Here is a 22,216-nt window from a genome sequence, read left to right as displayed (position 1 = left end):
AGCCCTAAAGGAGGCAGAACATGGGGGATCTGGCAATAGATTTCTGCGGGGAATGGTACGAACCGTCTGACGAAGACGTTTTCAATATAGGCCGCGAGGGCGACCTGGAAGTGGATGACAATCCGTACCTGCACCGGCAGTTCCTGCAGGTGGCGCGCTACGCCGGCATCTGGTGGCTCAGCAACGTGGGCGGCATGCTCTCCGCAACGGTGGCTGACGCGTCCGGCGGAATGCAGGCCTGGCTGGCGCCGGGCGCCCGCATTCCGCTGGTCTTCAGCCACACCAACATCATCTTCACCGCAGGGCCCACCACCTACGAATTCGCCGTGCACCTGCGGACTCCTTCGTTCCGGCAGGAGTCCAGGGACGGCGACAGCAACGGTGACACTACCATCGGCCCCGTCGTGTTTACGGACTCCCAGAAGGCCCTGATCGTGGCGTTGGCTGAGCCAATGCTCCGGCGGGAAGGAACAGGATTCAGCGCCATTCCCTCCTCGGCCGCGGCGGCCAAGACCCTGGGCTGGGCGCTGACCCGGTTCAACCGCAAGCTCGACAACGTCTGCGACAAACTCGACCGGGTGGGAGTGGTGGGGCTCCGTGGCGGCGGTGGCAAGCTTGCCACCAACCGACGGGCCAGGCTCGTGGAACACGCTGTCACGTCGCATCTGGTGACCGCCGATGACCTGCACCTCCTGGAGCAGATGAGGGGCGTCGACGAAGGATGAGGATTCGCCTGACCCTCCGCCGCGACCCGGCAGAAACCAAAGACCTTGCTGTCACTGTTGACGGCCTGGCCACCGTAGCCGACATTGCCGCGGTCCTCTGGGCCGCCGACCCAGACCGGAAGGGGACCCCGGCACCGGATAATCTGTCGTTGCGTATCGACGAGGCCTTCGTGGGCGCCGGCATGAGCGGCAATATCCTTAGCCGCGACGATAACCTGCTCGAATCGGGGCTGCGGCCAGGCTCGGTTGTCTCGTTGACGCAGGTCAGCAGCCAGTTCCACGTGCCGGGGACGTCCCGGGGACCTGCGGCGGCGACCCTGCGCGTCCTGTCCGGGCCCGACGTCGGCCGCGAATTTTCGCTGCCGATCGGCACCAGTTACGTGGGCCGGGACCGGGACGTGGACATCCGCCTCACGGACCCGTTGACATCTAAACGCCACGCCCGGATCACCGTGGGCGACGGCGTGGAGATTGTGGATACCAACTCCGCCAACGGCTTGCTCATGGATGGGCTGGCCGTCACCCGTGCCACGCTGAACTCCTCGGACACCGTCACCCTCGGAGACACCACTCTCACCGTGGTGCCGTTGGGGCACAGCCATGCGGCAGCGCCAACCTCGCCGCTGGTGGACTTCAACAGGTCCCCGCGGGTGGTACCGCGCTTCGAGGAACCCAAACGTGTGGTGCCGGCGGGCCCTAAACGGCCCGAGGACCAGCCTTTCCCCTACATTATGCTGATTGCGCCGCTGATGATGGGCGCCATCATCTTTGCCGTCACCAACAATCCGCTGTCAGTCCTGTTCATGCTGATGATGCCCATCTTCATCCTGGGACACTATGTGGATCAGAAGATGCGCACCAAGAAGCAGGTCAAGGAAGGCCTCAAGCATTTCCGGGCCGCGATGGCTGCGTTCCGGGCGGACATCACTGAATTGCAGAAGGTGGAGCGGGCCGTGCGGCTGCAGGAGGCCCCGTCCGTCAGCGACACGGTTGACGCGATCTATAAGTTAGGCCCGCTGCTGTGGACGCATCGGCCCGAGCACGCCTGGTTCTTGGGCCTCCGCTTTGGCCTGGGCACCGCGCCATCGAGGGTCCGGCTGGAAGAGCCCGCGAATAACGACACCGAGGTCCAGTTCGCCCGCGAAATCCAGGACTGCCTCAAGCAGTTCAAGGACATTGAGGGCGTACCGGTAGTCTCGCAGTTCCGCACCTCGGGGGCGCTGGGCATCGCCGGCGCCCGCGGACTGGTGGATGACGTGGCCCGCGGGATTGTCCTGCAGCTGGTGGGGTTGCACTCTCCTGCTGAAGTGGTGCTGACCGCCATCACTTCCGCCCAATCGCGGGAGCGTTGGAACTGGCTTCAGTGGCTGCCCCACGCCGGGTCCGGACACAGCCCATTGACCGGTGACCACCTGGCCGCAGGCTCCGCCGGTGGAGCATCGTTGCTGGCCAGGCTCGAAGACCTGGTTTCCGCCCGCGAGAAAGCCGCCAAGCGGACAGGGCCTGAACTGCGCCCGCAGCTGGACCCCGCCAAGGTGGAGGTTCCCAACCCGGTCCTGCCAGCCGTGCTGGTCATCATCGAGGACGACGCCCCCGTGGATCGTGGCAGACTGACCCGGCTCGCCGAACGCGGTCCCGACTGCGGCGTACACGTGCTCTGGATTGCCACCGACATCCAGGCTCTCCCCGCGGTGTGCCGGGACTTCATGGTGGTGGATGGCGACCACGGCACCACCACTGGCCAGGTCCGCCTGGGCAGGCACACGTATCCCGTCAGCTGCGAAAGCGTCGACGCCGAGCTTGCGGGCCAGTTGGCCCGCATGATGACTCCGGTGGTGGACGTGGGCCAGCCGGTGGACGACGACTCCGACCTACCCCGCGCGGTCTCCTACGCCACCTTGATCGGCAAGGACTTCCTGGACAACCCGCAGGCCGTGGCCGATCGGTGGACCGAGAACAACTCCGTCCACGCAACGGCCGTAGCCAATCGGAAGGACAACGGTACCCTCCGCGCCCTGGTGGGTTCCAAGGGTGTGGAACCGCTCTACCTTGACCTGAAGAACGAGGGACCGCACGCCCTGGTGGGTGGTACCACTGGTGCCGGTAAGTCCGAGTTCCTCCAGTCCTGGGTGATGGGCATGGCTGCCGCCTACAGCCCAGACCGGGTGAGCTTCCTGTTTGTTGACTACAAGGGCGGCGCCGCGTTTGCCGACTGCATCAGTCTCCCGCACACGGTGGGCCTGGTCACCGACCTTTCACCGCACTTGGTCCGGCGTGCCCTCACCTCATTGCGGGCCGAGCTGCACTACCGCGAGCACCTGCTGAACCGGAAGAAGGCCAAGGACCTGCTCGCCATGCAGCGCGAGGCAGATCCTGAGGCGCCGCCGTACCTGATCATCATCGTGGACGAGTTTGCCGCACTGGCCAGCGAGGTACCCGAATTCGTGGACGGGGTGGTGGATGTGGCGGCCCGCGGCCGTTCGCTGGGCCTGCACCTGATCCTCGCCACCCAGCGCCCCGCCGGTGTCATTAAGGACAGTCTGCGCGCCAACACCAACCTGCGCGTGGCGTTGCGGATGGCTGACGAGGACGACGCCGCGGACATCCTGGGCGTGCCGGACGCAGCGTACTTCGACCCTGCCATCCCTGGCCGCGGTGCCGCGAAAACCGGGCCAGGCAGGATCCAGGGGTTCCAGACCGGCTACGCCGGCGGCTGGACCACAGAGAAGCCGCAACGGCCGCAGATCGACATTGTGGAGATGGCGTTCGGGTCCGGCCAAAGCTGGGAAGCGCCGGCACCGGACAAGCCACAGGTCGAAGAACCCGCTGGCCCCAACGATATTGCCCGGATGACTGCCAACATTGTCCGGGCCGCAGATTCGCTGGACATCGCTGCGCCTCGGAAACCTTGGCTGGACGAGCTGGCCACCACCTATGACTTCTCCAAGTTGCCCAACCCGCGGACCGATGAGCAGCTCCTCCTCGGTGTGGCAGACGTGCCCGCGCGGCAGGAGCAGCCAACAGTGTTTTACGAGCCGGACCGAGACGGCAACATGGCCATCTACGGTACCGGTGGGTCCGGCAAGTCGGCGGCCTTGCGGGGGATAGCGATTGCTGCGGCCGTCACGCCGCGCGGTGGTCCCGTGCAGGTCTACGGCATTGACTGCGGCTCCTCAGGGCTGCGGATGCTGGAGGAGTTGCCGCACGTAGGCCAAGTGATAAATGGCGATGACGTGGAGCGGGTGGGCAGGCTGCTGCGCATGCTGCGGGACGAAGCGGAGCAGCGCTCGGCACGCTTCGCCGAGGTCCGTGCCTCCACCATCGGGGAGTACCGGAAGCTGGCCAACCGGCCGGAAGAGAAACGCATCTTCGTACTGGTGGACGGCATGTCAGCCTTCCGGGAAGCCTATGAGCACAGCCGTCTCTCGGCACTGTGGGATATCTTCCTGCAGTTGGCAACGGACGGCCGCACGCTGGGGATCCACTTGGTGGTGTCCGGCGACCGGCCCAACTCCGTTCCCACCTCACTCCTCGCTTCCATCCAACGCCGGCTGGTGCTCCGGCTCTCCTCCGAAGACGACTACATCTCCATGGATGTGCCGCGGGACGTCCTGACGGCGGCATCGCCGCCAGGGCGCGGATTGTTGGATGGGCTCGAAGTCCAGTTGGCAGTGCTGGGTGGAAACGCCAACCTGGCGCTCCAGGCCCGGGAAGTGCATAAGCTCAGTGACGCCATGCTCCGGCAAGGGTTCGAACAGGCGCCGGGGATCGAGCAGTTGCCCGAACAAGTGGACCTCGATGTGTTGCCCACCGGCGCACCAGACCAGCCGGTTATCGGCGTCGACGACGAAACCCTCCAACCGGCAGAGCTGCTGGCCAAGGGCCCGCTGCTGCTGGCTGGCCCGCCTGGCTCCGGCCGGACGGTAGCCCTGGTCACCCTGGCGTATGCCTTGCGACGGGCTAACCCGCAGATCGAGATCATTTACCTGGGGTCCCGGCGCACAGCGGTGGCAGGCCTGGCAGTCTGGAACCGCTCCCTGGTGGGCCCGGACGATGTTGCCGACGCCACTGACGAGTTGTCCGAGTACGCCACCGAGAATCCCGGAAAGCTGGCGATCTTCGTTGAGGGCCTCACCGACTTCACCGACACTCTCGCAGAATCCGGAGTGGCGCAGCTGGTGACATCGGCGATCAAGGCGGAGCAATGGGTGGTGGGCGAGTCCGAATCGTCCACTTGGTCTTCCGCCTGGCAGTTGGCGCAACCGTTCAAGTCGGGCCGGCGCGGCCTGCTCCTGAACCCCGGCGATATCGAGGGCGACAGCCTCCTGAATACCTCGCTCGGCAGGGTGTCCGGTGGCTTCATCCCAGGCCGGGGCTACGTGGTGGGACGCGGAAAAGTCCGCAAAATCCAAGTGGCGTTGCCGCCCGAAAACAAGGCTTGATTCCCCGTGGCCAGGCTGGCCACGGGGACATCAGGAGTTGCGGGGTCTGGGCGGGTGTAGCAGACTACCGGGGAATCTATACTGCCGTGGCTGGGGGACTGCGCGCGTCGAAAGGCAGCAATGACCTTCTCCTCCCCGGTGTTCCGCACCGCATTAGCGGCGGTGGCGCTTGCGCTGGCCGTCGTCGGCGTTGCGACAGCACTCCTTGTCGGCTCGCTGGTGGCTGGCGGCGCGGCCGCCGCAGCCACAGTCCCGCCGACGCCAAGCGCCAGCGCAACAGCCACTGTGACTGTTACGCCGCCTCCGCCCAGTCCCACCGCTGCACGGCCGACGGCGGACCCCGTCCCCAGCAGCCAGCCGACGGTTCGCAGCCAAGCGCCGCTGCCCGCTCCCACGGCTCCGCCCGCGCCGGTCACGGAAGAGCCGCTGGAGACCCCGGTGCCAAGCACTGCTGAGGCCAGCCCGGAGATCGTCGAGGACCTGCCCACGGACGCCCCCAGCGTGACCCGCTCGGCGGCGCCGTCGTCGGAATCGAACTGGAACAAGCCCATCTCGAAGTCCGCCACGCCCAGCCAGGCCACGGACATGGCGCTCTCTGGAGAATCCGGCGGAGGGCTCAACCTGCCCGTCATCGCTGGCCTGATCCTCTTGCTCCTGGGCGGGGTCGCCTTCGCCTGGTGGGCCAGGACCGGGCGCCGCACGCACTAAGCACGCGCTGGCCAAAGGATTCCACCCCGCCCACGCAGCCCCCGGCTGCACAAGGCCTTGATAAGGCAAGATAGGTCTGTGAGCACAGTTCCAGGCCCCGCAGCAGACGAAGTCCCCAACGAACAGGTCCCCGCCGAGGGGATCCGCGACGAATACGAGCGTCTCGCCGATCTGGTGCGCAAGTACCGGTTCTCCTATTACCAGGAGGATGCGCCTGTTGTCTCGGACGCAGAGTTCGATGAGCTGTTCCGTCGGCTCGAGGAGATTGAGGCGCTGCACCCCGAATTGGTGGCCAACGACTCGCCAACCCAAGAAGTGGGCGGCGAAGTTTCTGCGGCGTTTGCCGCCGTCGACCATCTGCAACGGATGTACAGCCTGGAGGACGTGTTTTCGCTTGAGGAGCTGGAAGCGTGGCTGGCGAAGGCCGAGGCGGGCGTGGCCAAGCTCGGCGACACGGCCCCCAGCATTGCCTGGCTGACCGAACTCAAGATCGATGGCCTGGCCGTCAACCTGCTGTACCGGGACGGCAAACTGGTCCGGGCGGCCACCCGCGGCGACGGCTACACCGGTGAGGACATCACCCACAATGTCCTCACCATCAAGGAAATTCCCCAGGAACTCTCCGGTGCGGGCATCCCGGCCGAGGTGGAAATCCGCGGTGAGGTGTTCATCCCCTCCACAGCGTTCGCCGAATTCAACGCGGCCCTGATCGAGGCCGGCAAGGCACCGCTGGCGAATCCGCGGAACGCCGCCGCAGGCTCGCTGCGGCAGAAAGATCCCGCGGAGACGGCCAAACGGCCGCTGCAGATGTTTGTGCACGGCATCGGTGCCCGGGAAGGCCTGGGGTCTGCCTCGCAATCGGAAACGTATGCCCTGCTCAAGGAATGGGGGCTGCCGGTCAGCCCCTACTTTGAGGTGCTGGGCACCGTGGCAGAGGTGCTGGCCTACATCAAGGGCTACGGCGAGAAACGGCACAAACTGCTGCACGAGATCGACGGCATTGTGGTCAAGGTGGACGACTTCGCCACCCAGCGTGCGCTCGGCTACACCTCCCGGGTGCCCCGCTGGGCCGTGGCGTACAAGTACCCGCCGGAGGAAGTTCACACCAAGCTGCTGGACATTGCCGTCAACGTGGGCCGGACGGGGCGGGTCACTCCCTTTGGCCTGATGGAGCCCGTCAAGGTGGCCGGCTCCACCGTGGAGATGGCCACCTTGCACAACCAGGACGTGGTGAAAGCCAAGGGCGTCAAGATCGGCGACATTGTCATCCTGCGCAAAGCCGGCGACGTCATTCCCGAGATCGTGGGGCCCGTGCTGGCCCTCCGTGACCAGCAGGATCCGCCGGTCCGGGACTTTGTGATGCCCACCGAATGCCCCTCCTGCGGGACGCCGCTGGCACCTGCCAAAGAGGCCGACGTCGACATCCGCTGTCCCAACGCGAAGTCCTGCCCGTCGCAACTGCGGGAGCGGGTGTTCCACCTCGCAGGGCGCGGCGGCTTCGACATCGAGGCGCTGGGCTGGGAAGCAGCGATCGCGCTCACCCAACCCACCGAGCCGGAGGTCCCGCCGCTGACGTCCGAGGCCGGCCTGTTTGACCTCACTCCAGAGGCACTGGCTGAGGTCCGGATCCGGCGCGAGAAGCGCTCAAAGGGCGTGGCCACCGGTGAGTTCGAGCTGGTGCCGTACTTCTATACTCGGGGTACGGCCAAGGTGCCGTCCAAGCCCACCGCCACCACCAACAAGCTCTTCCTTGAACTGGAGAAGGCCAAGAAGCAGCCGCTGTGGCGGGTCCTGGTGGCGCTGTCCATCCGGCACGTGGGGCCGCGGGCCTCCCGCTCGCTGGCTACCTGGTTCGGCACCATGCAAGCCATCCGGGATGCCTCCGAGGAAGAACTCGCTGGGGTGGACGGGGTCGGCCCCACTATCGCGGCGGCCCTGAAGGAATGGTTTGCCGAGGACTGGCACCGCGAGATCGTGGACCGGTGGGCGGACGCTGGTGTCCGGATGGCTGACGAGCGGGACGAGTCAACGCCCCGTACTCTCGAAGGCCTGACGGTGGTGGTGACCGGTTCGCTGCCGAACTTCAGCCGCGACGAAGCCAAGGAAGCCATCCTCCTGCGTGGCGGCAAAGCTGCCGGTTCGGTTTCCAAAAACACCAGCTTCCTGGTGGCCGGAGAAGCTGCCGGCACCAAGCTGGATAAGGCGGAGCAGCTGGGCGTCCCCGTGCTGGACGAGGACGGCTTCCGTGATCTCCTCGAAAACGGACCACCGGCCCCGCCCGAGTCCGTAGACCCCGAACCCGCAGACCCGGAGTCCGCTGCCGACACCGCGTCCGTTGCCGAATCCGCCGAACCAGGAGTATCCGAATGAGTACGACGCCGACACATCAGCCCGCCAACCAGGCTCTCCTGGCCGAGCTGCTGCAAGTAGCCCGCGCAGCCGCGGCAGCGGGCGCAGCTGTCCTGGCTGGTCGGAGCCACACCGAATTGGCAACAGCCGCCGTCGTCAATAACAAAGGCGAGGCCGGGGACTGGGTGACGGCGTATGACCTGGCCGCGGAGACCGCCGTCCGCGATGTGATCGCCGCGGCCCGCCCGCACGACGCCATCACCGGCGAGGAGCACGGCCCCAGCCGGCCGGCCGAGCCTTCGGGGTACCGCTGGTCCATCGATCCGCTGGACGGCACCACCAATTTCATCCGCAACATTGTCTACTACGGGACGTCGGTGGCGGTGGCGGACGCCAACGGAGTCTGGCTGGCGGGCGTCGTGGACGCGCCGGTCCTCGGCAAGGTGTATTACGCCTCGCGGGGCCAGGGCGCCTGGGTTGAAGAACGGGGAACCAAGGCTCAACTGACGGGACCGCAGCCGGGACGGACGGGGCAAATCCTGGCCACTGGCTTCAGCTACGATCCCGCGGTCCGTGCCGAACAGGGTGCGTTGTTGGCGGGCCTGATGGACGGCTTCGCTGACGTGCGCCGGCTCGGCTCAGCCGCCTTGGACCTGTGCCTCGTGGCAGACGGCACCCACGACGCGTACGGCGAGCGGGGACTGAACGAACACGACTTCGCGGCGGGCGCGCTGATCGCCGAGGAAGCGGGCTGCTGGGTGCGCCGGCCCCGGCTCACCAACCCGTTGGACGGCGGCCCCACCGATGCCGACCGATTAGCCGCGTGGACGTGCGCCGGCACCCTGGAATTATCCGGAAAATTCCCGCTGTAGCCGCATGATCACCACGCTGGCCATCGCCAACTACCGTTCCATTCGCGACCTGTCCCTGGAGCTGTCCGGATTGGACCTGGTCACCGGCGCCAATGGCAGCGGCAAGTCATCGCTGTACCGGGCTCTGCGGCTGCTCGCCGACTGTGCCGGCGGGGCAGGTGGGAACGTGGTGGGGTCCCTGGCCAGGGAAGGCGGCCTCGGATCTACGTTGTGGGCAGGGCCTGAGACGCTCAGCGGTGCCATGCGGCGCGGCGAGGCGCCCGTCCAAGGGACTGTCCGCAAAGATCCGATCAATCTGAAGCTGGGATTCTCGGGTGACGGCTTCGGGTACCTGGTGGACCTGGGCATCCCCGTACCCGTCATGGGCGAAATGGACGAACAGACCCGCAAGCCGAAGGTCTCGCTGTTCGCCAACGATCCGGACATCAAGCGCGAGGTGGTGTTTTCTGGTCCGGTGGCCCGTCCGGCGTCGTGGTTGGTGGACCGTCGCGGGGCAGCCGTTCGCGTCCGCAACGCCGCCGGGGACTGGCAGCAGGAAGCCATTACCTTGAAGCCTTACCAAAGCGTCCTGACGGAGATCGCAGATCCCGAGCGGTCGCCAGAGGTCCTGCAGGTCAGGAACACCGTGCGGTCCTGGCGGTTTTACGACCATTTCCGGACCGACCACGCGGCACCGGCGCGCCAGGTGCAGGTGGGTACCCGGACCCCGGTGCTGGACCCCACCGGCGCCGATCTCCCCGCTGCCCTGCAAACCATTAGGGAGACCGGCGAGAACGTCCTACTGGACAAGGTCATTGCGCGGGCCTTCCCGGGCAGCAGGCTGGAAATCAGCACCAGCGACGGCATGTTCGGCGTTCAGCTGCGACAACAGGGGATGTTGCGGCCACTCAAGGCCGCTGAGCTGTCCGACGGCACGCTGCGGTTCCTCCTGCTTACTGCCGCCCTGCTCACTCCCGAACCGCCGCAGCTGATGGTCCTCAACGAACCCGAAACCAGCCTGCACCGAGACCTGATGCCCGCCTTGGCGGAGCTCATCACCCAGGCTGCTGAGCGCTCGCAGGTGCTGGTGGTGTCGCACTCGAGCGCCCTCATCGCTGCCCTGCGTGAGAGCGGAACCGTTGCGGAGCATGAACTGGAGAAGGAACTGGGGGAGACCCGGGTGCGGGGTCGGGGTTCGTTGGAGGGGCCGCTCTGGAGTTGGCCGTCACGGTGAGCCGGGGCAGACTCCTACGGTGAAGGTCTACCATTGATGGGTGCCACACCAGATTCTGATTCGTCCCGCCGTTCCCGCCGATTATTCTGAAATTGCCCGGATTACCGTTGCTTCCTATCTGGCGGCAGGGTATTTCGACGACGATCAGCACCCCTACATGCAGGCCATCCAAGACGTGGCACACCGGGCGGCCCACGCCATGATCTGGGTGGCTGAACGGCACGGCATGATCGTTGGCTCGGTCACCCTGGCGGTGGCGGGGGAGCCTTTCGCGGATATTGCCTTGGCGGGTGAGCTGGAATTCCGCATGCTGGTGGTGGACCCGGAAGTCCAGCGCAGCGGAGCAGGAAAAGCGCTGGTGGAAGCCATCATTGCCCATGCCCGCTCACTTCCCGGGATCGATGCCGTGGCCCTCACCACCGGGATGACCTGGGAAAGCGCCCATGGCCTCTACCGCAAAACCGGATTCAGCAGGGTCCCCGAACGGGACTGGTTCGTCCCCGAAACTGACATAAAACTGTTGGTTTATCGCCTCGACCTGTAGCCGCCTTACAGTGGGTGCCGACCTCATCTCCCTTTGAAAGGCACTCCATGCGTAAAACGTTCGGCACCGGCTCCGTTTGGGAGCAGAGCCTTGGCTATTCCCGCGCCGTCCAGGTGGACAACACCCTCTACATTTCCGCAACGGCCGCCAGCGGCGAGGACGGCATTGTGGGCGCTGATTTCTACACGCAGACGCAGTTCATCCTGCAGAAGCTGGACAAGGTGCTGGCAGATGCCGGCTTCAGCCTTGCTGATGTTGTCCAGACCAAGCTGTATCTGACGGACATCAGCAAGTGGGAAGACGCCGGCCGCGCGCACGGCGAAGTCTTCGGCGATATCCGTCCCACCATGTCCCTGGTCCACGTCCTGCCGTTCCTCGACCCGGAAATGCTGGTGGAGATCGAGCTCGTGGCGCAGAAGAGCGCCGAGTAGCCTACGGCGTCCCCGGCAGACCGTAGCGGTGCTCCGGCCTGCCGGTGGTGCCGTACCGCAGCTGGATGTCCACGGCGCCGTCGTCAGCCAGCGAGGACAGGTACCGTTGCGCGGTGGCACGGGATACTCCAACCCGGCCGGCCACCTCAGCGGCAGAATACTGTTCACCCACCACCAGGGATTCCAGCACCGCCGCCTCGGTGGCTGAGCGCGGCTTGGCCGACGGCGTCACGTCCCCCGGGATCAGCGCCCGTTTGGCGCGCTCCACCCCGTCCTGGTCCAGGGCGCCGGGCTGGCTCAGGAGCCGCCGGAACCTGGCGTAGGAGCGCAATTGCTGGGACAGTGCGTCAGCGGTGAACGGCTTCAATAGGTAGCCCAAGGCGCCGCGGCGCAGCGCCAACCGAACCGACGCTGGATCCGAGGCGGCGCTGAGCATTACGGTGTCCACATCCAACTGCTGCAGAAGGTCAAGACCAGACGCATCCGGCAAGTAGACGTCCAGCAGCACCAGGTCCGGACGGAGGCTGTGGATGGCCTGGCGCGCCAACGACGCCGTTCCCACCGGAGCCAGCGCCAAGAATCCGGCCACCGAATCCACATAGGCTGCGTGCAATTTAGCCACGTGGAAGTCATCATCCACGATCAAAACGCGGAAGTCCTCACTCATGCCTGTCCTTTGATTGTTCTGCTGCGCCGGGCAGCGCAAGGGTGCCCGGCAACACGGCCATGAAAACGGCGCCCGGCCCACCAGGCCCGCCGGCTGCCAAGAGGGTGACGTCCCCGCCACGCCGCCTGGCCAACTGTCGGGCCAAGGCCAGGCCAAAGCCCTGCCCGCCGCCAGCCCGGACCGGCCCAGCTGCTGTGGTGAAGCCTGCGGCAAAGACGTCCTCGGGTCCCGTTCCGGCGGCGAGGCCATTCCCGGAGTCGGCCACCACAATGTGGAGCGTCCCGCCGTCGTCCGCTGCCCCATCAAGGACCTCCACCTCCACCCAGCGTTCCGTCGCCGAACCAGCCACGGCAGCGTTGACGGCGTTATCGATCAAGTTCCCCAGGACGGTGGTGACATCCTGGGGCTCCATGACCTGGCCGCGCACCAGGGTTTCGGGGCCGATCCGGAGGGCCACGCCGCGTTCGTGAGCCTCCACCCCCTTGGCGCCCACAAAGGCCTGCAGGTACGGGTCCTGGAGCAGTTCGGCCTGGTCCACCGGGAAGCGGAGCGGTCCCGTGGCGGCCAGCCCGCCCAAGTATTCGCGTGCCTGCTGATGCTGGCCGATGCTCATGAATCCAGCGAGAGTGTGCAGCTGGTTGGCGAATTCGTGCCGCTGCGCCCGCAGCGCCGTGGACATGGTGCCCACGGCATCGAGCTGGCGGGTGAGTTGCTGCAGCTCCGTCCGGTCGCGCAACATGAGCACCCAGCCCAGGTCCTCCCGGCGGTGCAGTGCCTTCCGGGCGTTCGCCACCAGAACCTGACCGTTCGCCACCAGTTCGAGGGCCTCCGGGCCGGCGTAGCTGGGCAGGGTGAGTGAGGCGAGCTGCTCCGGGACGGGGGCATCAGCCCAGCGGGTCCCGGTCAGGTCCGGGAGCCCCAGGAGCCGTTGGGCGGCGGCGTTGAAAACGGAGATCCGGCCGTCGGGACTGACGCCGATGACGCCGTCGTCCACGCCCTGCAAAACGGCCACCTGATCGTGGACCATGGTGCTGATCTCCTCCGGCTCCAGCCCGAGCGTGAGCCGCTGCAACCGACGCCGCAACAGGAAAGACCCCAGCACGCCCACGCCTAGGGCCCCGGCGGCAGTGAAGCCCACCGGGCCAATATCCCTTGCAACGGTCTGGCCTACCGTCTCCATCGAGTAGCCCACGCTGACCTCGCCCACCACGGTGCTGCTGTTGGGTGCGTAGACCGGAACCTTGGCGCCGGCGGAAGGGCCTAACGTTCCGGTGTTCCTCGTGGTGATCTCCTGGCCGGAGAGGGCCTCGGACGGATCCGTGCTGACCCCTTCGCCCAACCGGGTGGGGTCAGGGTGCGCGAGCCGCAGTCCGGTCTCGTCCGTGATCACCACAAACAGCGCACCAGTCCGTGCCCGCACGGCTTCCGCCGCTTCCTGCAGCGTGCCCTTCACCAGCTCAGCGGCGGGCGGGGTGCCCTCTTCGGCACTGATCGCCAGCACGTCCGCGCGGATCGAAGGGTCCGCAGCAACAGTCCTGGCCAGCGTCAACGCCTGGTTTTCGGCGTCGCCGCCCACCCGGTCAAAAGTCAGCCACGCATGCACGGCGGTGCTGAGGAATACCACCAACAGCACCACGCCCAGCTGCAGCAGGAGCGTCTGGGTCGAGAACCGCAACGGTGTACGGAGCGCAGGGCGCGGCATGGTCCTCCTCGACGGGTGTGAGCACAATGAGCAAAATGCTCCCAATAAGCAGTATGCCAATCAATTGAGCCAAAGGCACGGCCGGTGTTGCGGCCGCCCTACAGTCTGTAGCACGCGTCACACCGATGTGGCGCTGAACACACGTAAGGAGCCGGCCGTGCTGGTAATACTTGGATTCGCAATGATCGCGGTATTCATGGTGCTGATCATGACGAAGAAGTTGACGCCAGTGCTGGCGCTCATCATCGTCCCCACCATCTTTGGACTTTTCGCCGGCGCCGGCCTGGGCATTGGCGACATGGTCCTGGAGTCCATGAAATCCATGACCTCCACGGCCGCCCTACTGATGTTCGCCATCATCTACTTCGGCCTGATGATCGATGTGGGCCTCTTCGACCCGCTGGTCAAGTTCATCCTCCGCAGGCTGGGTAACGACCCCGCCAAAGTGGTCTTGGGCACCGCCATCCTCGCCGCAGCGGTTTCCCTGGACGGGGACGGCTCCACCACCTTCATCATCACCACCGCGGCCATGCTGCCGGTCTACCTTCGCCTGAAGATGAGCCCCGTGGTCCTCACCTGCGTCGCCGGCCTCGCCAACGGCACCATGAACATCGTCCCGTGGGGTGGCCCCACCGCCCGCGCCGCTACCGCCCTCAAGATCGATGTCAACGATGTCTTCGTCCCCATGATTCCGTCCCTGATCGGCGGCCTCGTGGTGGTCATGGTCTTCGCCTGGCTCCTGGGCCTGCAGGAACGCAACCGCCTCCGCGCCACCGAGCCGGGACTCTGGGCCACCCCGGGTGCCACTGATTCCAACGGAACGTTCGACGGCGGCACCCCCGCAGGTGCCTCCGTAACCGGGGGCACCGCAACCCGAACCCCCGGACGCAAGGGTAGCACTCCCGGCGGAGCAGCCCCCGCCGTCGACGGCTCCTCCGTCGCCGTTCTGGAACGCACCGACGCTCCTGACGGGGATCACGGCCACGGCTTGGCCGATACCGCCCTGGATCCCAACCGCAAGACCCTCCGCCCGCACCTGTTCTGGTTCAACCTGGGCCTGACCGTGGCCGTGATGGCCATGCTGGTGGCCGACTTGGTGCCGCTGCCCTACGTCTTCATGGTGGGCTCCGCCATCGCCCTGCTGGTGAACTTCCCCCGGGTCAAGGAACAGGCTGAACAGCTGGTGGCCCACTCCTCCTCGATCGTGGCAGTGGTCAGCATGGTCATGGCCGCAGCAGTGCTGACCGGCGTCCTCACCGGCACGGGCATGGTGGCAGCGATGTCCGAATGGCTGGTCCAGATCATCCCCAGCAGCATGGGCCCGTTCCTGGCCATCATCACGGGCGTGCTCTCCATCCCCATGACGTTCTTCATGAGCAACGACGCCTTCTACTTCGGCGTCCTCCCGGTCTTGGCGGAGACGGCCAGCCACTACGGCATCCCCGCCGCGGACATGGCCCGGGCCTCCATCACCGGCCAACCGTTCCACCTGCAGAGCCCGCTGGTTCCGGCCATCCTGCTGCTGGTTTCGCTGGCTAAGGTGGACCTCGGCGACCACCACAAGAAGGTCCTGTGGCGCACCGCCGTGATCTCCCTGGTGATGCTGGGAATCGGCGTCCTCACCGGAGCCGTGGGAATCGGCTAATCTTGAGGCTTCCTGCAGCAGGCTCCGGCCAGCGCAGGAAGACAATGCCCGTCTGACGCCCGCTGGGGGTCGTCAGACGGGCATTGCTCTTTGCCCACTAGACTGGATCGGGAACAATTCGTACTTGTTCTAGACCAACACTTTGAACTTGCAGGGGAGATCCATGGCTGCGATCAACCGTGACGATGTTGCGCACCTGGCGCGACTCGCTCACATCGAGATGACCGACCAAGAGCTGGACACGATGGCCGGCGAACTCGCCGTCATCGTCGATTCGGTCAAATCCGTCAGCGAAGCTGCCGGGAACGACGTTCCCGCAACGTCCCACCCGATCCCGCTGACCAACGTCTTCCGGGACGACGTGGTGGGCCACACCTTCACCGCAGAGCAGGCGCTCTCCGGGGCCCCGGACTCCGACGACAACCGTTTCAAGGTTCCGGCCATCCTGGATGAGGCATAACAATGACTGAACTGAACTCTGCTGAGACGTTGATCCGTCTCTCCGCCGCGGAACTCGCCGCGAAGCTCGCCGCCGGCGAGATCACCTCCGTTGCACTTACTCAGGCCTTCCTGGACCGGATTGCCGCAGTGGATGGTGGCGCTCGCGGCGTCAAAGCCTTCCTGCACGTCAACACCGACGAAGCGCTCGCCGTCGCCGCCGAGGTGGACGCCATCCGCGCCGCCGGTGGTGCCGACGCTGCGGCGCTGCACGAACTGGCTGGCGTGCCCATCGCCATCAAGGACCTGATTGTCACCGTGGGACAGCCAACCACTGCCGGATCGAAGATCCTGGAGGGCTGGCACAGCCCGTACGACGCCACCGTCATCGAGCGGATCCGCGCGGCCAAGATGCCCATCTTAGGTAAGACCAACCTGGACGAATTCGCCATGGGTTCCTCCACGGAACACTCTGCGTTTGGTCCCACCCGCAACCCGTGGGACCTGGACCGGATCCCCGGCGGGTCCGGCGGCGGTTCCGCTGCCGCCGTCGCCGCCTTCGAAGCGCCGCTGGCTTTGGGCACCGACACCGGTGGCTCCATTCGCCAGCCTGGCGCCGTCACTGGCACCGTTGGCGTGAAGCCCACCTACGGCAGCGTGTCCCGCTACGGTGCCATTGCCATGGCATCCTCGCTGGACCAGATCGGCCCTGTCACCCGGACCGTGCTTGACTCCGCACTGCTGCACCAGGTCATTGGCGGGCACGATCCCAAGGACTCCACCTCACTGCCGGAACCACTTGCGGACCTGGCTAGCGCTGCCCGCAACGGCAGCGTCGCAGGACTCCGGATTGGAATCATCAAGGAACTGCACGGCGAGGGCTACCAGGCCGGCGTCGAAAACCGCTTCAACGAGTCGCTGGAGCTGTTGCGCAACGCTGGTGCCGAGATCGTCGAGGTGTCCTGCCCCAACTTCCAGTACGCGCTGGGTGCCTACTACCTGATCATGCCTTCAGAGGCCTCGTCCAACCTGGCAAAGTTCGACGGCGTGCGGTTCGGTCTGCGGGTACTACCCACCGAGCCGCCACTTACCATCGAACGCGTCATGGCTGCCACCCGTGCGGCCGGCTTCGGCGACGAGGTCAAGCGCCGGATCATCCTGGGCACCTACGCCTTGAGCGCAGGCTACTACGACGCTTACTACGGCTCCGCCCAGCGGGTCCGCACCCTGATCCAGCGCGACTTCGACGCCGCGTTTGCCCAGGCTGACGTGCTGATTTCGCCCACGGCGCCCACCACGGCGTTCAAGCTCGGCGAAAAGCTCGACGATCCGCTGGCCATGTACCTTAACGACGTCGCCACCATCCCCGCCAACCTGGCGGGCATCCCGGGTATCTCGCTGCCCGGTGGCCTGGCGGACGAGGACGGCTTGCCCGTGGGGATCCAGCTGTTGGCCCCGGCCCGCGAGGACGCCCGCCTGTACCGGGTGGGTGCTGTCCTGGAAACGTTGCTGGAAGAAAAATGGGGTGGCCCGCTGCTGGCCCAGGCCCCCGAGCTTGCCGCCACGGCACTCGAAACCCAGGAGGCAAAGTAATGAGCACCGACGCAACCCTGAGCTTCGAAGAGGCCATGGAGAAGTACGATCCCGTCCTGGGGTTCGAGGTCCACGTGGAGCTCAACACCAAGACCAAGATGTTCTCCTCCGCCCCGAACGTGTTTGGTGACGAGCCCAACACCAACGTCAACGAGGTGGACCTCGGCCTGCCCGGCGTCCTGCCCGTGGTGAACGGGAAGGCCATCGAGTCCTCCATCAAGATTGGCCTGGCCCTCAACTGCAAGATCGCCGAATCCTGCACGTTTGCCCGAAAGCAGTACTTCTACCCGGACACCCCCAAGAACTTCCAGACCTCCCAGTACGAGGACCCCATTGCGTACGACGGGTACCTGGACATTGAACTGGCCGACGGCACAGTCTTCCGCGTGGAAATCGAGCGCGCACACATGGAAGAAGACGCTGGCAAGCTGACCCACAAGGGTGGTGCGGCTGGCCGGATCCAGGGTGCCGACTTCTCCTTGGTGGACTACAACCGTTCAGGCGTTCCGTTGGTGGAAATCGTCACCAAGCCCATCGAGGGCGCCGGTTCACGAGCCCCCGAACTTGCTAAGGCCTACGTCGCTGCCGTTCGTGAGATCGTCAAAAACCTTGGCGTGTCCGACGCCCGGATGGAGCGCGGCAACGTGCGCTGCGACGCCAACGTTTCGCTCCGCCCGCACGGCCGGGAAAGGTTCGGCATCCGGTCCGAGACCAAGAACGTTAACTCGCTGCGCGCCGTCGAACACGCCGTCCGTTACGAGATTCAGCGCCACGCCGCCGTCCTGGACGCCGGCAACCCGGTCATCCAGGAGACCCGGCACTGGCACGAGGAAACTCGAAGCACCACCTCGGGCCGGCCCAAATCTGACGCAGATGACTACCGCTACTTCCCGGAACCCGATCTGGTTCCCGTGGTGGCGTCTCGTGAGTGGGTCGAAGAGCTGCGCGCTACGCTCCCTGAGCCGCCGGCTGCCCGCCGCAAGCGGCTGCAAGCTGACTGGGGCTACTCCGAGCTGGAGTTCCGCGACGTAGTCAACGCTGGCGTCCTGGACGAGATCGAAGAAACCATCGCTGCAGGCGCTTCCGCCTCGGTGGCCCGCAAATGGTGGATGGGCGAGATCGTGGGGCGAGCCAAGAACGCCGATGTCGATCCAGGTCAGCTGGGTGTGGAACCCGCCACGATCGTGACGTTGAACCGCCTGGTTGAGGACGGCAAGATCAACAACAAGATGGCGTCGGCGGTCCTGGACGGTGTCTTGGCCGGCGAAGGAACCCCGGAGGAGATCGTTGCCGCCCGCGGGCTGGCAGTGGTGTCCGACGACGGCCCTCTCCTGGAGGCGATTGACGCAGCCTTGGCGGCCCAGCCGGATGTCGCGGAGAAGATCCGCGGCGGTAAGGTCCAGGCGATTGGTGCGATTGTTGGCGGCGTCATGAAGGCCACCCGTGGCCAGGCCGATGCCGGCCGCGTCCGTGAGTTGATCCTCGAGAAGTTGGGCGTGGAAGGCTAGTTCCCCCCGTTTTCCCAACTAGGTCGCAGTTGTTGTCGTTTTGAGCCCTCAAAACGACAACAACTGCGACCTAGTTGAGTTAAGCGTCCTGGACCAGGCCAGCCACGATGTCTTGCAACGCCCGGCACACCATCATCACCGACCGGCGTTTCAGGTTCTCGGGCCGCGCCAACAAGTCGATCCGGCGTCGGGTGCTGATCCCGGCCAGCGGCCGCAGCACAATGTCAGGATTCAGCACTGGCCCCGCCGTGTAGCGCGGCAGCAGCCCCACCACGCCACCTGCCGCCACCAGCGCCGCCACCGTGGAGTAGTCGTTGATCCGGTGCACAATGTTTGGTTCCGTGCTGGAGACGGCCGCGATGGCGGACAACACGTCGGAGGGGGAGTAGCCGGTGTGGCTGGTCACCCACGCCTCGGCCGCGACATCGGCGGCGCTCACCGTTGCCTGCCCCGCCAACCGATGTCCGGCAGGCAGCGCCACATCGAGCGGCTCGTGCGCCAGCGGAATCACCGTGACCCGTTCAGCCGGCCAGCGCGGACTGTGGTCCATCCGGTGTGCCAGCACCAGGTCATACCGGGCCGTGAGCGCAGGGAAATCGTGCTGCGCCACGTCCTCATCAGTCAGCTCAATCCGCGGCTGTCCCGGTCCGTCCAACGCCCGGGCCAGCGGCGCGAACACGGCCTGCCCGGCACTGTGGAACCCGCACACCCGGACGCTGCCGACGGCGGACCCGTGATAGGTGCCGATCGCGTCCCGGGCGTCGGCCATGGCGCTGACGACGGCGGCTCCGGCGTCCGCGAGGACCTGGCCGGCGTCGGTGAGCACCAGGTTCCTGCCTTCCTTGCGCGTCAGGGGCACCTCCACGGAGCGCTGCAGGATGGCCAGTTGCTGCGACACGGCGGACGGGGTGACCATGAGAGTGTCCGCCACGGCTTTCACGCTGCCCAGCGCGCCAAGTTCCCGCAGGATTTCCAGCTGATGTATTTCCACCCGCCCAGTCTACACATTAGCAAAAGCTACATCGTCGATTGAGAAATTCGCTGTTGTGCTAAGCCGTCAAGCTCGCTGTAATGGCAGTACCTGGCGTACAAGAATGAGGAGGAGCCAATGAAGGCTTTGTACAAGGCGGGCCCGCAAGCTGGCTTCGAACTGGTGGATCGGCCCGAGCCCGAGGCTGGACCGGCAGAGGTGAAGATCAGGGTGATGACCACCGGGATCTGCGGCACTGACCTGCACATCCAGTCCTGGGACGCCTGGGCGCAAGGCATCATTGAAGCCCCACTCATTGCCGGCCACGAGTTCTACGGCGAAGTGGTGGCTGTTGGTGGCGACGTCCGGGACGTGAAGGTGGGCGATCGGGTGTCCGGTGAAGGCCACGTGGTTTGCGGAATTTGCCGCAATTGCCGCGCCGGCCGCCGGCAGATGTGCATCCACACGGTCAGTGTTGGCGTGCAGCGCGATGGCGCGTTTGCCGAGTTCGTGGTGCTGCCCGAGACCAATGTGTGGGTCCATCACGACCCGTCCGTTACCCCTGAGCTGGGCGCAATTTTCGATCCGTTCGGCAATGCCGTGCACACCGCACTGAGCTTCCCGCTGGTGGGCGAGGACGTCCTGATCACCGGCGCCGGACCCATCGGTCTGATGGCCATTGCGGTGGCCCGGCACGCTGGCGCCCGCAAAATCGCCATCACGGATGTCTCCAAGCCGCGCCTGGACCTGGCGCTGCAGCTCGGTGCCGACCTGGCGATCGACGTCTCCACCACCCGGGTCCGGGATGCGCAGCGCGAGCTGGGGATGCGGGAAGGATTCGACATTGGCATGGAAATGTCCGGTCACCCCACCGCACTCCCTGAGATGATCGAGAACATGAACCACGGTGGCAGGATCGCCATGTTGGGACTCCCCAGCCAGGACATCACCATTGACTGGGGCAAGGTGGTCACGCACATGCTGACCCTCAAGGGAATCTACGGCCGGGAGATGTACGAAACCTGGTACGCCATGAGCGCCATGCTCTCCTCAAACCCCGTCCTGAACGCCGGCATCTCGGCAGTGGTCACGGACGTCCTGCCCGCCGCCGACTGGGAGAAGGGCTTCGACCTGGCCCGCAGCGGCACCGGCGGCAAAGTTGTCCTCGACTGGACTCGATTCTAAGGAACCCCATGTACTCCGCCATCAAAGATCAACTCCAAGGCGAGCTTGAAGACATCCGCACCGCGGGTCTCTTCAAGACCGAACGCAGCATCAACTCCGCCCAGTCCAGCCACATCACGGCTGGCAAGATCGGCGAAGCAGGCGCCGGTGTCCTGAACTTCTGCGCCAATAACTACCTGGGCCTGGCCGACCACCCCCAGATCATCAGCGCCGCGAAAGAGGCCTTGGACCAGCGCGGTTTCGGCATGGCCAGCGTCCGCTTCATCTGCGGCACGCAAGACCTGCACCTGGAACTCGAAGCGCGGGTCTCCTCGTTCCTCGGCACCGAAGACACCATCTTGTTCGGCAGCTGCTTTGATGCCAACGGCGGCGTCTTCGAATCGCTGTTCGGGCCAGAGGACGCGATCATCTCGGACGCCCTGAACCACGCCTCCATCATCGACGGTATCCGGCTCTGCAAGGCGCGCCGTTACCGGTATGCCAACCAGGACATGGCTGAGTTGGAGGCGCGGCTGCAGGAATCTGCAGACGCACGACGCCGGATCATCGTCACGGACGGCGTCTTCTCCATGGACGGCTACCTTGCCCCGCTGGCCGCGATCTGCGACCTCGCGGAACGCTACGACGCGCTGGTCATGGTGGACGATTCGCACGCCGTCGGGTTCATGGGAGAGACCGGCGCCGGTACACCCGAGCACGCAGGAGTGTCCGATCGGGTGGACATCTACACCGGAACGTTCGGCAAAGCCCTGGGCGGCGCCTCCGGCGGTTACGTGTCCGGCCGCGCCGAAGTGGTGGCCATGCTGCGGCAAAAAGCCCGCCCGTACCTCTTCTCCAACTCGCTGGCACCCGCCATTGTGGCCGCCACCCTCAAGGCCCTGGACCTGGTGGAGAACTCTGCTGACCTGCGCAGCCGTCTCTTCGAGAACGCCGAGCTTTTCCGGACCCGGATGACGGAGGAGGGTTTCGACCTCCTGCCCGGCGAGCACGCCATTGTGCCGGTCATGTTCGGTGATGCCGTCGTCGCGGCAAAGGTCGCCGACCAGATGCTCTCGCATGGCGTCTTCGTCACCGCGTTCAGTTTCCCCGTGGTTCCGCGCGGTGCAGCCAGAATCCGGGTGCAGCTCTCAGCATCGCATTCAGCGGCCGACGTCGAAGCGTGCGTTGCCGCGTTCGTCGCCAGCCGCGCGGCAGTGGACAGCTAGGCAACAGCCAGCACGCCGG

17 protein-coding genes are annotated in these 22,216 nt (G+C 65.8%); 14 read left to right on the top strand and 3 right to left on the bottom strand.

Translation table 11 applies throughout. From position 1 onward, the window contains the following. Positions 1-20 precede the first annotated feature (20 nt). From PSET11_RS11930 to PSET11_RS11895, 8 genes are all read left to right on the top strand, one after another. Positions 21-725, top strand: coding sequence for a hypothetical protein (locus PSET11_RS11930; protein ID WP_124092542.1), 705 nt, complete (start codon positions 21-23; stop codon positions 723-725). Beyond that, positions 722-5,167 carry a type VII secretion EssC family protein gene (locus tag PSET11_RS11925; protein WP_124092541.1) on the top strand — a complete coding sequence of 1,482 codons (4,446 nt, stop codon included), beginning with the start codon at positions 722-724 and terminating at the stop codon, positions 5,165-5,167. Before PSET11_RS11930 ends, PSET11_RS11925 begins: the two co-directional genes overlap by 4 nt. Positions 5,168-5,287: 120 nt before the next feature. Beyond that, on the top strand, positions 5,288-5,875 hold the full coding sequence (locus PSET11_RS11920) for a hypothetical protein (protein ID WP_124092540.1): 588 nt from the start codon (positions 5,288-5,290) through the stop codon (positions 5,873-5,875). Positions 5,876-5,953: 78 nt separating this feature from the next. Beyond that, positions 5,954-8,245, top strand: coding sequence for an NAD-dependent DNA ligase LigA (gene ligA / locus PSET11_RS11915; protein ID WP_238989134.1), 2,292 nt, complete (start codon positions 5,954-5,956; stop codon positions 8,243-8,245). Further along, the gene (locus PSET11_RS11910; RefSeq protein ID WP_124092538.1) at positions 8,242-9,096 is read left to right on the top strand and encodes an inositol monophosphatase family protein; all 855 of its coding nucleotides are present in this window, start codon (positions 8,242-8,244) and stop codon (positions 9,094-9,096) included. The genes ligA and PSET11_RS11910 overlap by 4 nt, the downstream gene beginning before the upstream one ends. Positions 9,097-9,100: 4 nt before the next feature. After that, positions 9,101-10,309 carry an AAA family ATPase gene (locus PSET11_RS11905; protein WP_124092537.1) on the top strand — a complete coding sequence of 403 codons (1,209 nt, stop codon included), beginning with the start codon at positions 9,101-9,103 and terminating at the stop codon, positions 10,307-10,309. A 40-nt stretch (positions 10,310-10,349) separates the two neighbouring features. Then, positions 10,350-10,853: a GNAT family N-acetyltransferase gene (locus PSET11_RS11900; RefSeq protein WP_124092536.1), complete on the top strand. Its 504-nt coding sequence runs from the start codon at positions 10,350-10,352 to the stop codon at positions 10,851-10,853. Between the two features lie 47 nt (positions 10,854-10,900). Continuing rightward, entirely contained in the window at positions 10,901-11,284 is a 384-nt protein-coding gene (locus PSET11_RS11895) for a RidA family protein (protein ID WP_124092535.1), read from the top strand. A 1-nt stretch (position 11,285) separates the two neighbouring features. Here the strand turns inward: PSET11_RS11895 and PSET11_RS11890 are convergent, their stop codons facing one another. Both PSET11_RS11890 and PSET11_RS11885 read right to left on the bottom strand, forming a co-directional pair. Continuing rightward, the gene (locus PSET11_RS11890; RefSeq protein WP_124092534.1) at positions 11,286-11,951 is read right to left on the bottom strand and encodes a response regulator; all 666 of its coding nucleotides are present in this window, start codon (positions 11,949-11,951) and stop codon (positions 11,286-11,288) included. Then, positions 11,944-13,653, bottom strand: a complete 1,710-nt coding sequence (locus PSET11_RS11885) for a sensor histidine kinase (RefSeq protein WP_203415966.1) — start codon at positions 13,651-13,653, stop codon at positions 11,944-11,946. Before PSET11_RS11885 ends, PSET11_RS11890 begins: the two co-directional genes overlap by 8 nt. A 157-nt stretch (positions 13,654-13,810) precedes the next feature. Here PSET11_RS11885 and PSET11_RS11880 point away from each other — a divergent pair, with 157 nt between their 5' ends. The 4 genes from PSET11_RS11880 (at position 13,811) to gatB (ending at position 18,837) form a co-directional block, all read left to right on the top strand. Next, positions 13,811-15,298: a CitMHS family transporter gene (locus PSET11_RS11880; protein ID WP_124092533.1), complete on the top strand. Its 1,488-nt coding sequence runs from the start codon at positions 13,811-13,813 to the stop codon at positions 15,296-15,298. Positions 15,299-15,461: 163 nt separating this feature from the next. Beyond that, positions 15,462-15,758, top strand: a complete 297-nt coding sequence (gene gatC / locus PSET11_RS11875) for an Asp-tRNA(Asn)/Glu-tRNA(Gln) amidotransferase subunit GatC (RefSeq protein WP_124092532.1) — start codon at positions 15,462-15,464, stop codon at positions 15,756-15,758. A 2-nt stretch (positions 15,759-15,760) separates the two neighbouring features. Next, the gene (gene gatA / locus PSET11_RS11870; RefSeq protein WP_124092531.1) at positions 15,761-17,329 is read left to right on the top strand and encodes an Asp-tRNA(Asn)/Glu-tRNA(Gln) amidotransferase subunit GatA; all 1,569 of its coding nucleotides are present in this window, start codon (positions 15,761-15,763) and stop codon (positions 17,327-17,329) included. Further along, positions 17,329-18,837 (top strand): Asp-tRNA(Asn)/Glu-tRNA(Gln) amidotransferase subunit GatB, encoded by a 1,509-nt coding sequence (gene gatB, locus PSET11_RS11865; protein WP_124092530.1) that lies wholly within the window; start codon positions 17,329-17,331, stop codon positions 18,835-18,837. The genes gatA and gatB overlap by 1 nt, the downstream gene beginning before the upstream one ends. A 79-nt stretch (positions 18,838-18,916) precedes the next feature. On the opposite strand, the gene PSET11_RS11860 is transcribed toward gatB, so the two are convergent. Next, positions 18,917-19,828, bottom strand: a complete 912-nt coding sequence (locus PSET11_RS11860) for a LysR family transcriptional regulator (RefSeq protein WP_124092529.1) — start codon at positions 19,826-19,828, stop codon at positions 18,917-18,919. Between the two features lie 117 nt (positions 19,829-19,945). On the opposite strand from PSET11_RS11860, the gene tdh reads away from it, so the two are divergent. Beyond that, positions 19,946-20,992, top strand: coding sequence for an L-threonine 3-dehydrogenase (gene tdh / locus PSET11_RS11855; protein WP_124092528.1), 1,047 nt, complete (start codon positions 19,946-19,948; stop codon positions 20,990-20,992). Positions 20,993-21,000: 8 nt separating this feature from the next. Beyond that, positions 21,001-22,197, top strand: coding sequence for a glycine C-acetyltransferase (locus PSET11_RS11850; RefSeq protein WP_124092527.1), 1,197 nt, complete (start codon positions 21,001-21,003; stop codon positions 22,195-22,197). Positions 22,198-22,216 lie beyond the last annotated feature (19 nt).

It is taken from the genome of Arthrobacter ulcerisalmonis (assembly GCF_900609065.1).
In the GTDB taxonomy this organism is placed as follows: Bacteria; Actinomycetota; Actinomycetes; order Actinomycetales; family Micrococcaceae; genus Arthrobacter; species Arthrobacter ulcerisalmonis.
The sequence above is the reverse complement of the archived record's forward strand: the minus strand, read 5'-3'. Positions and strand labels throughout refer to the sequence as shown.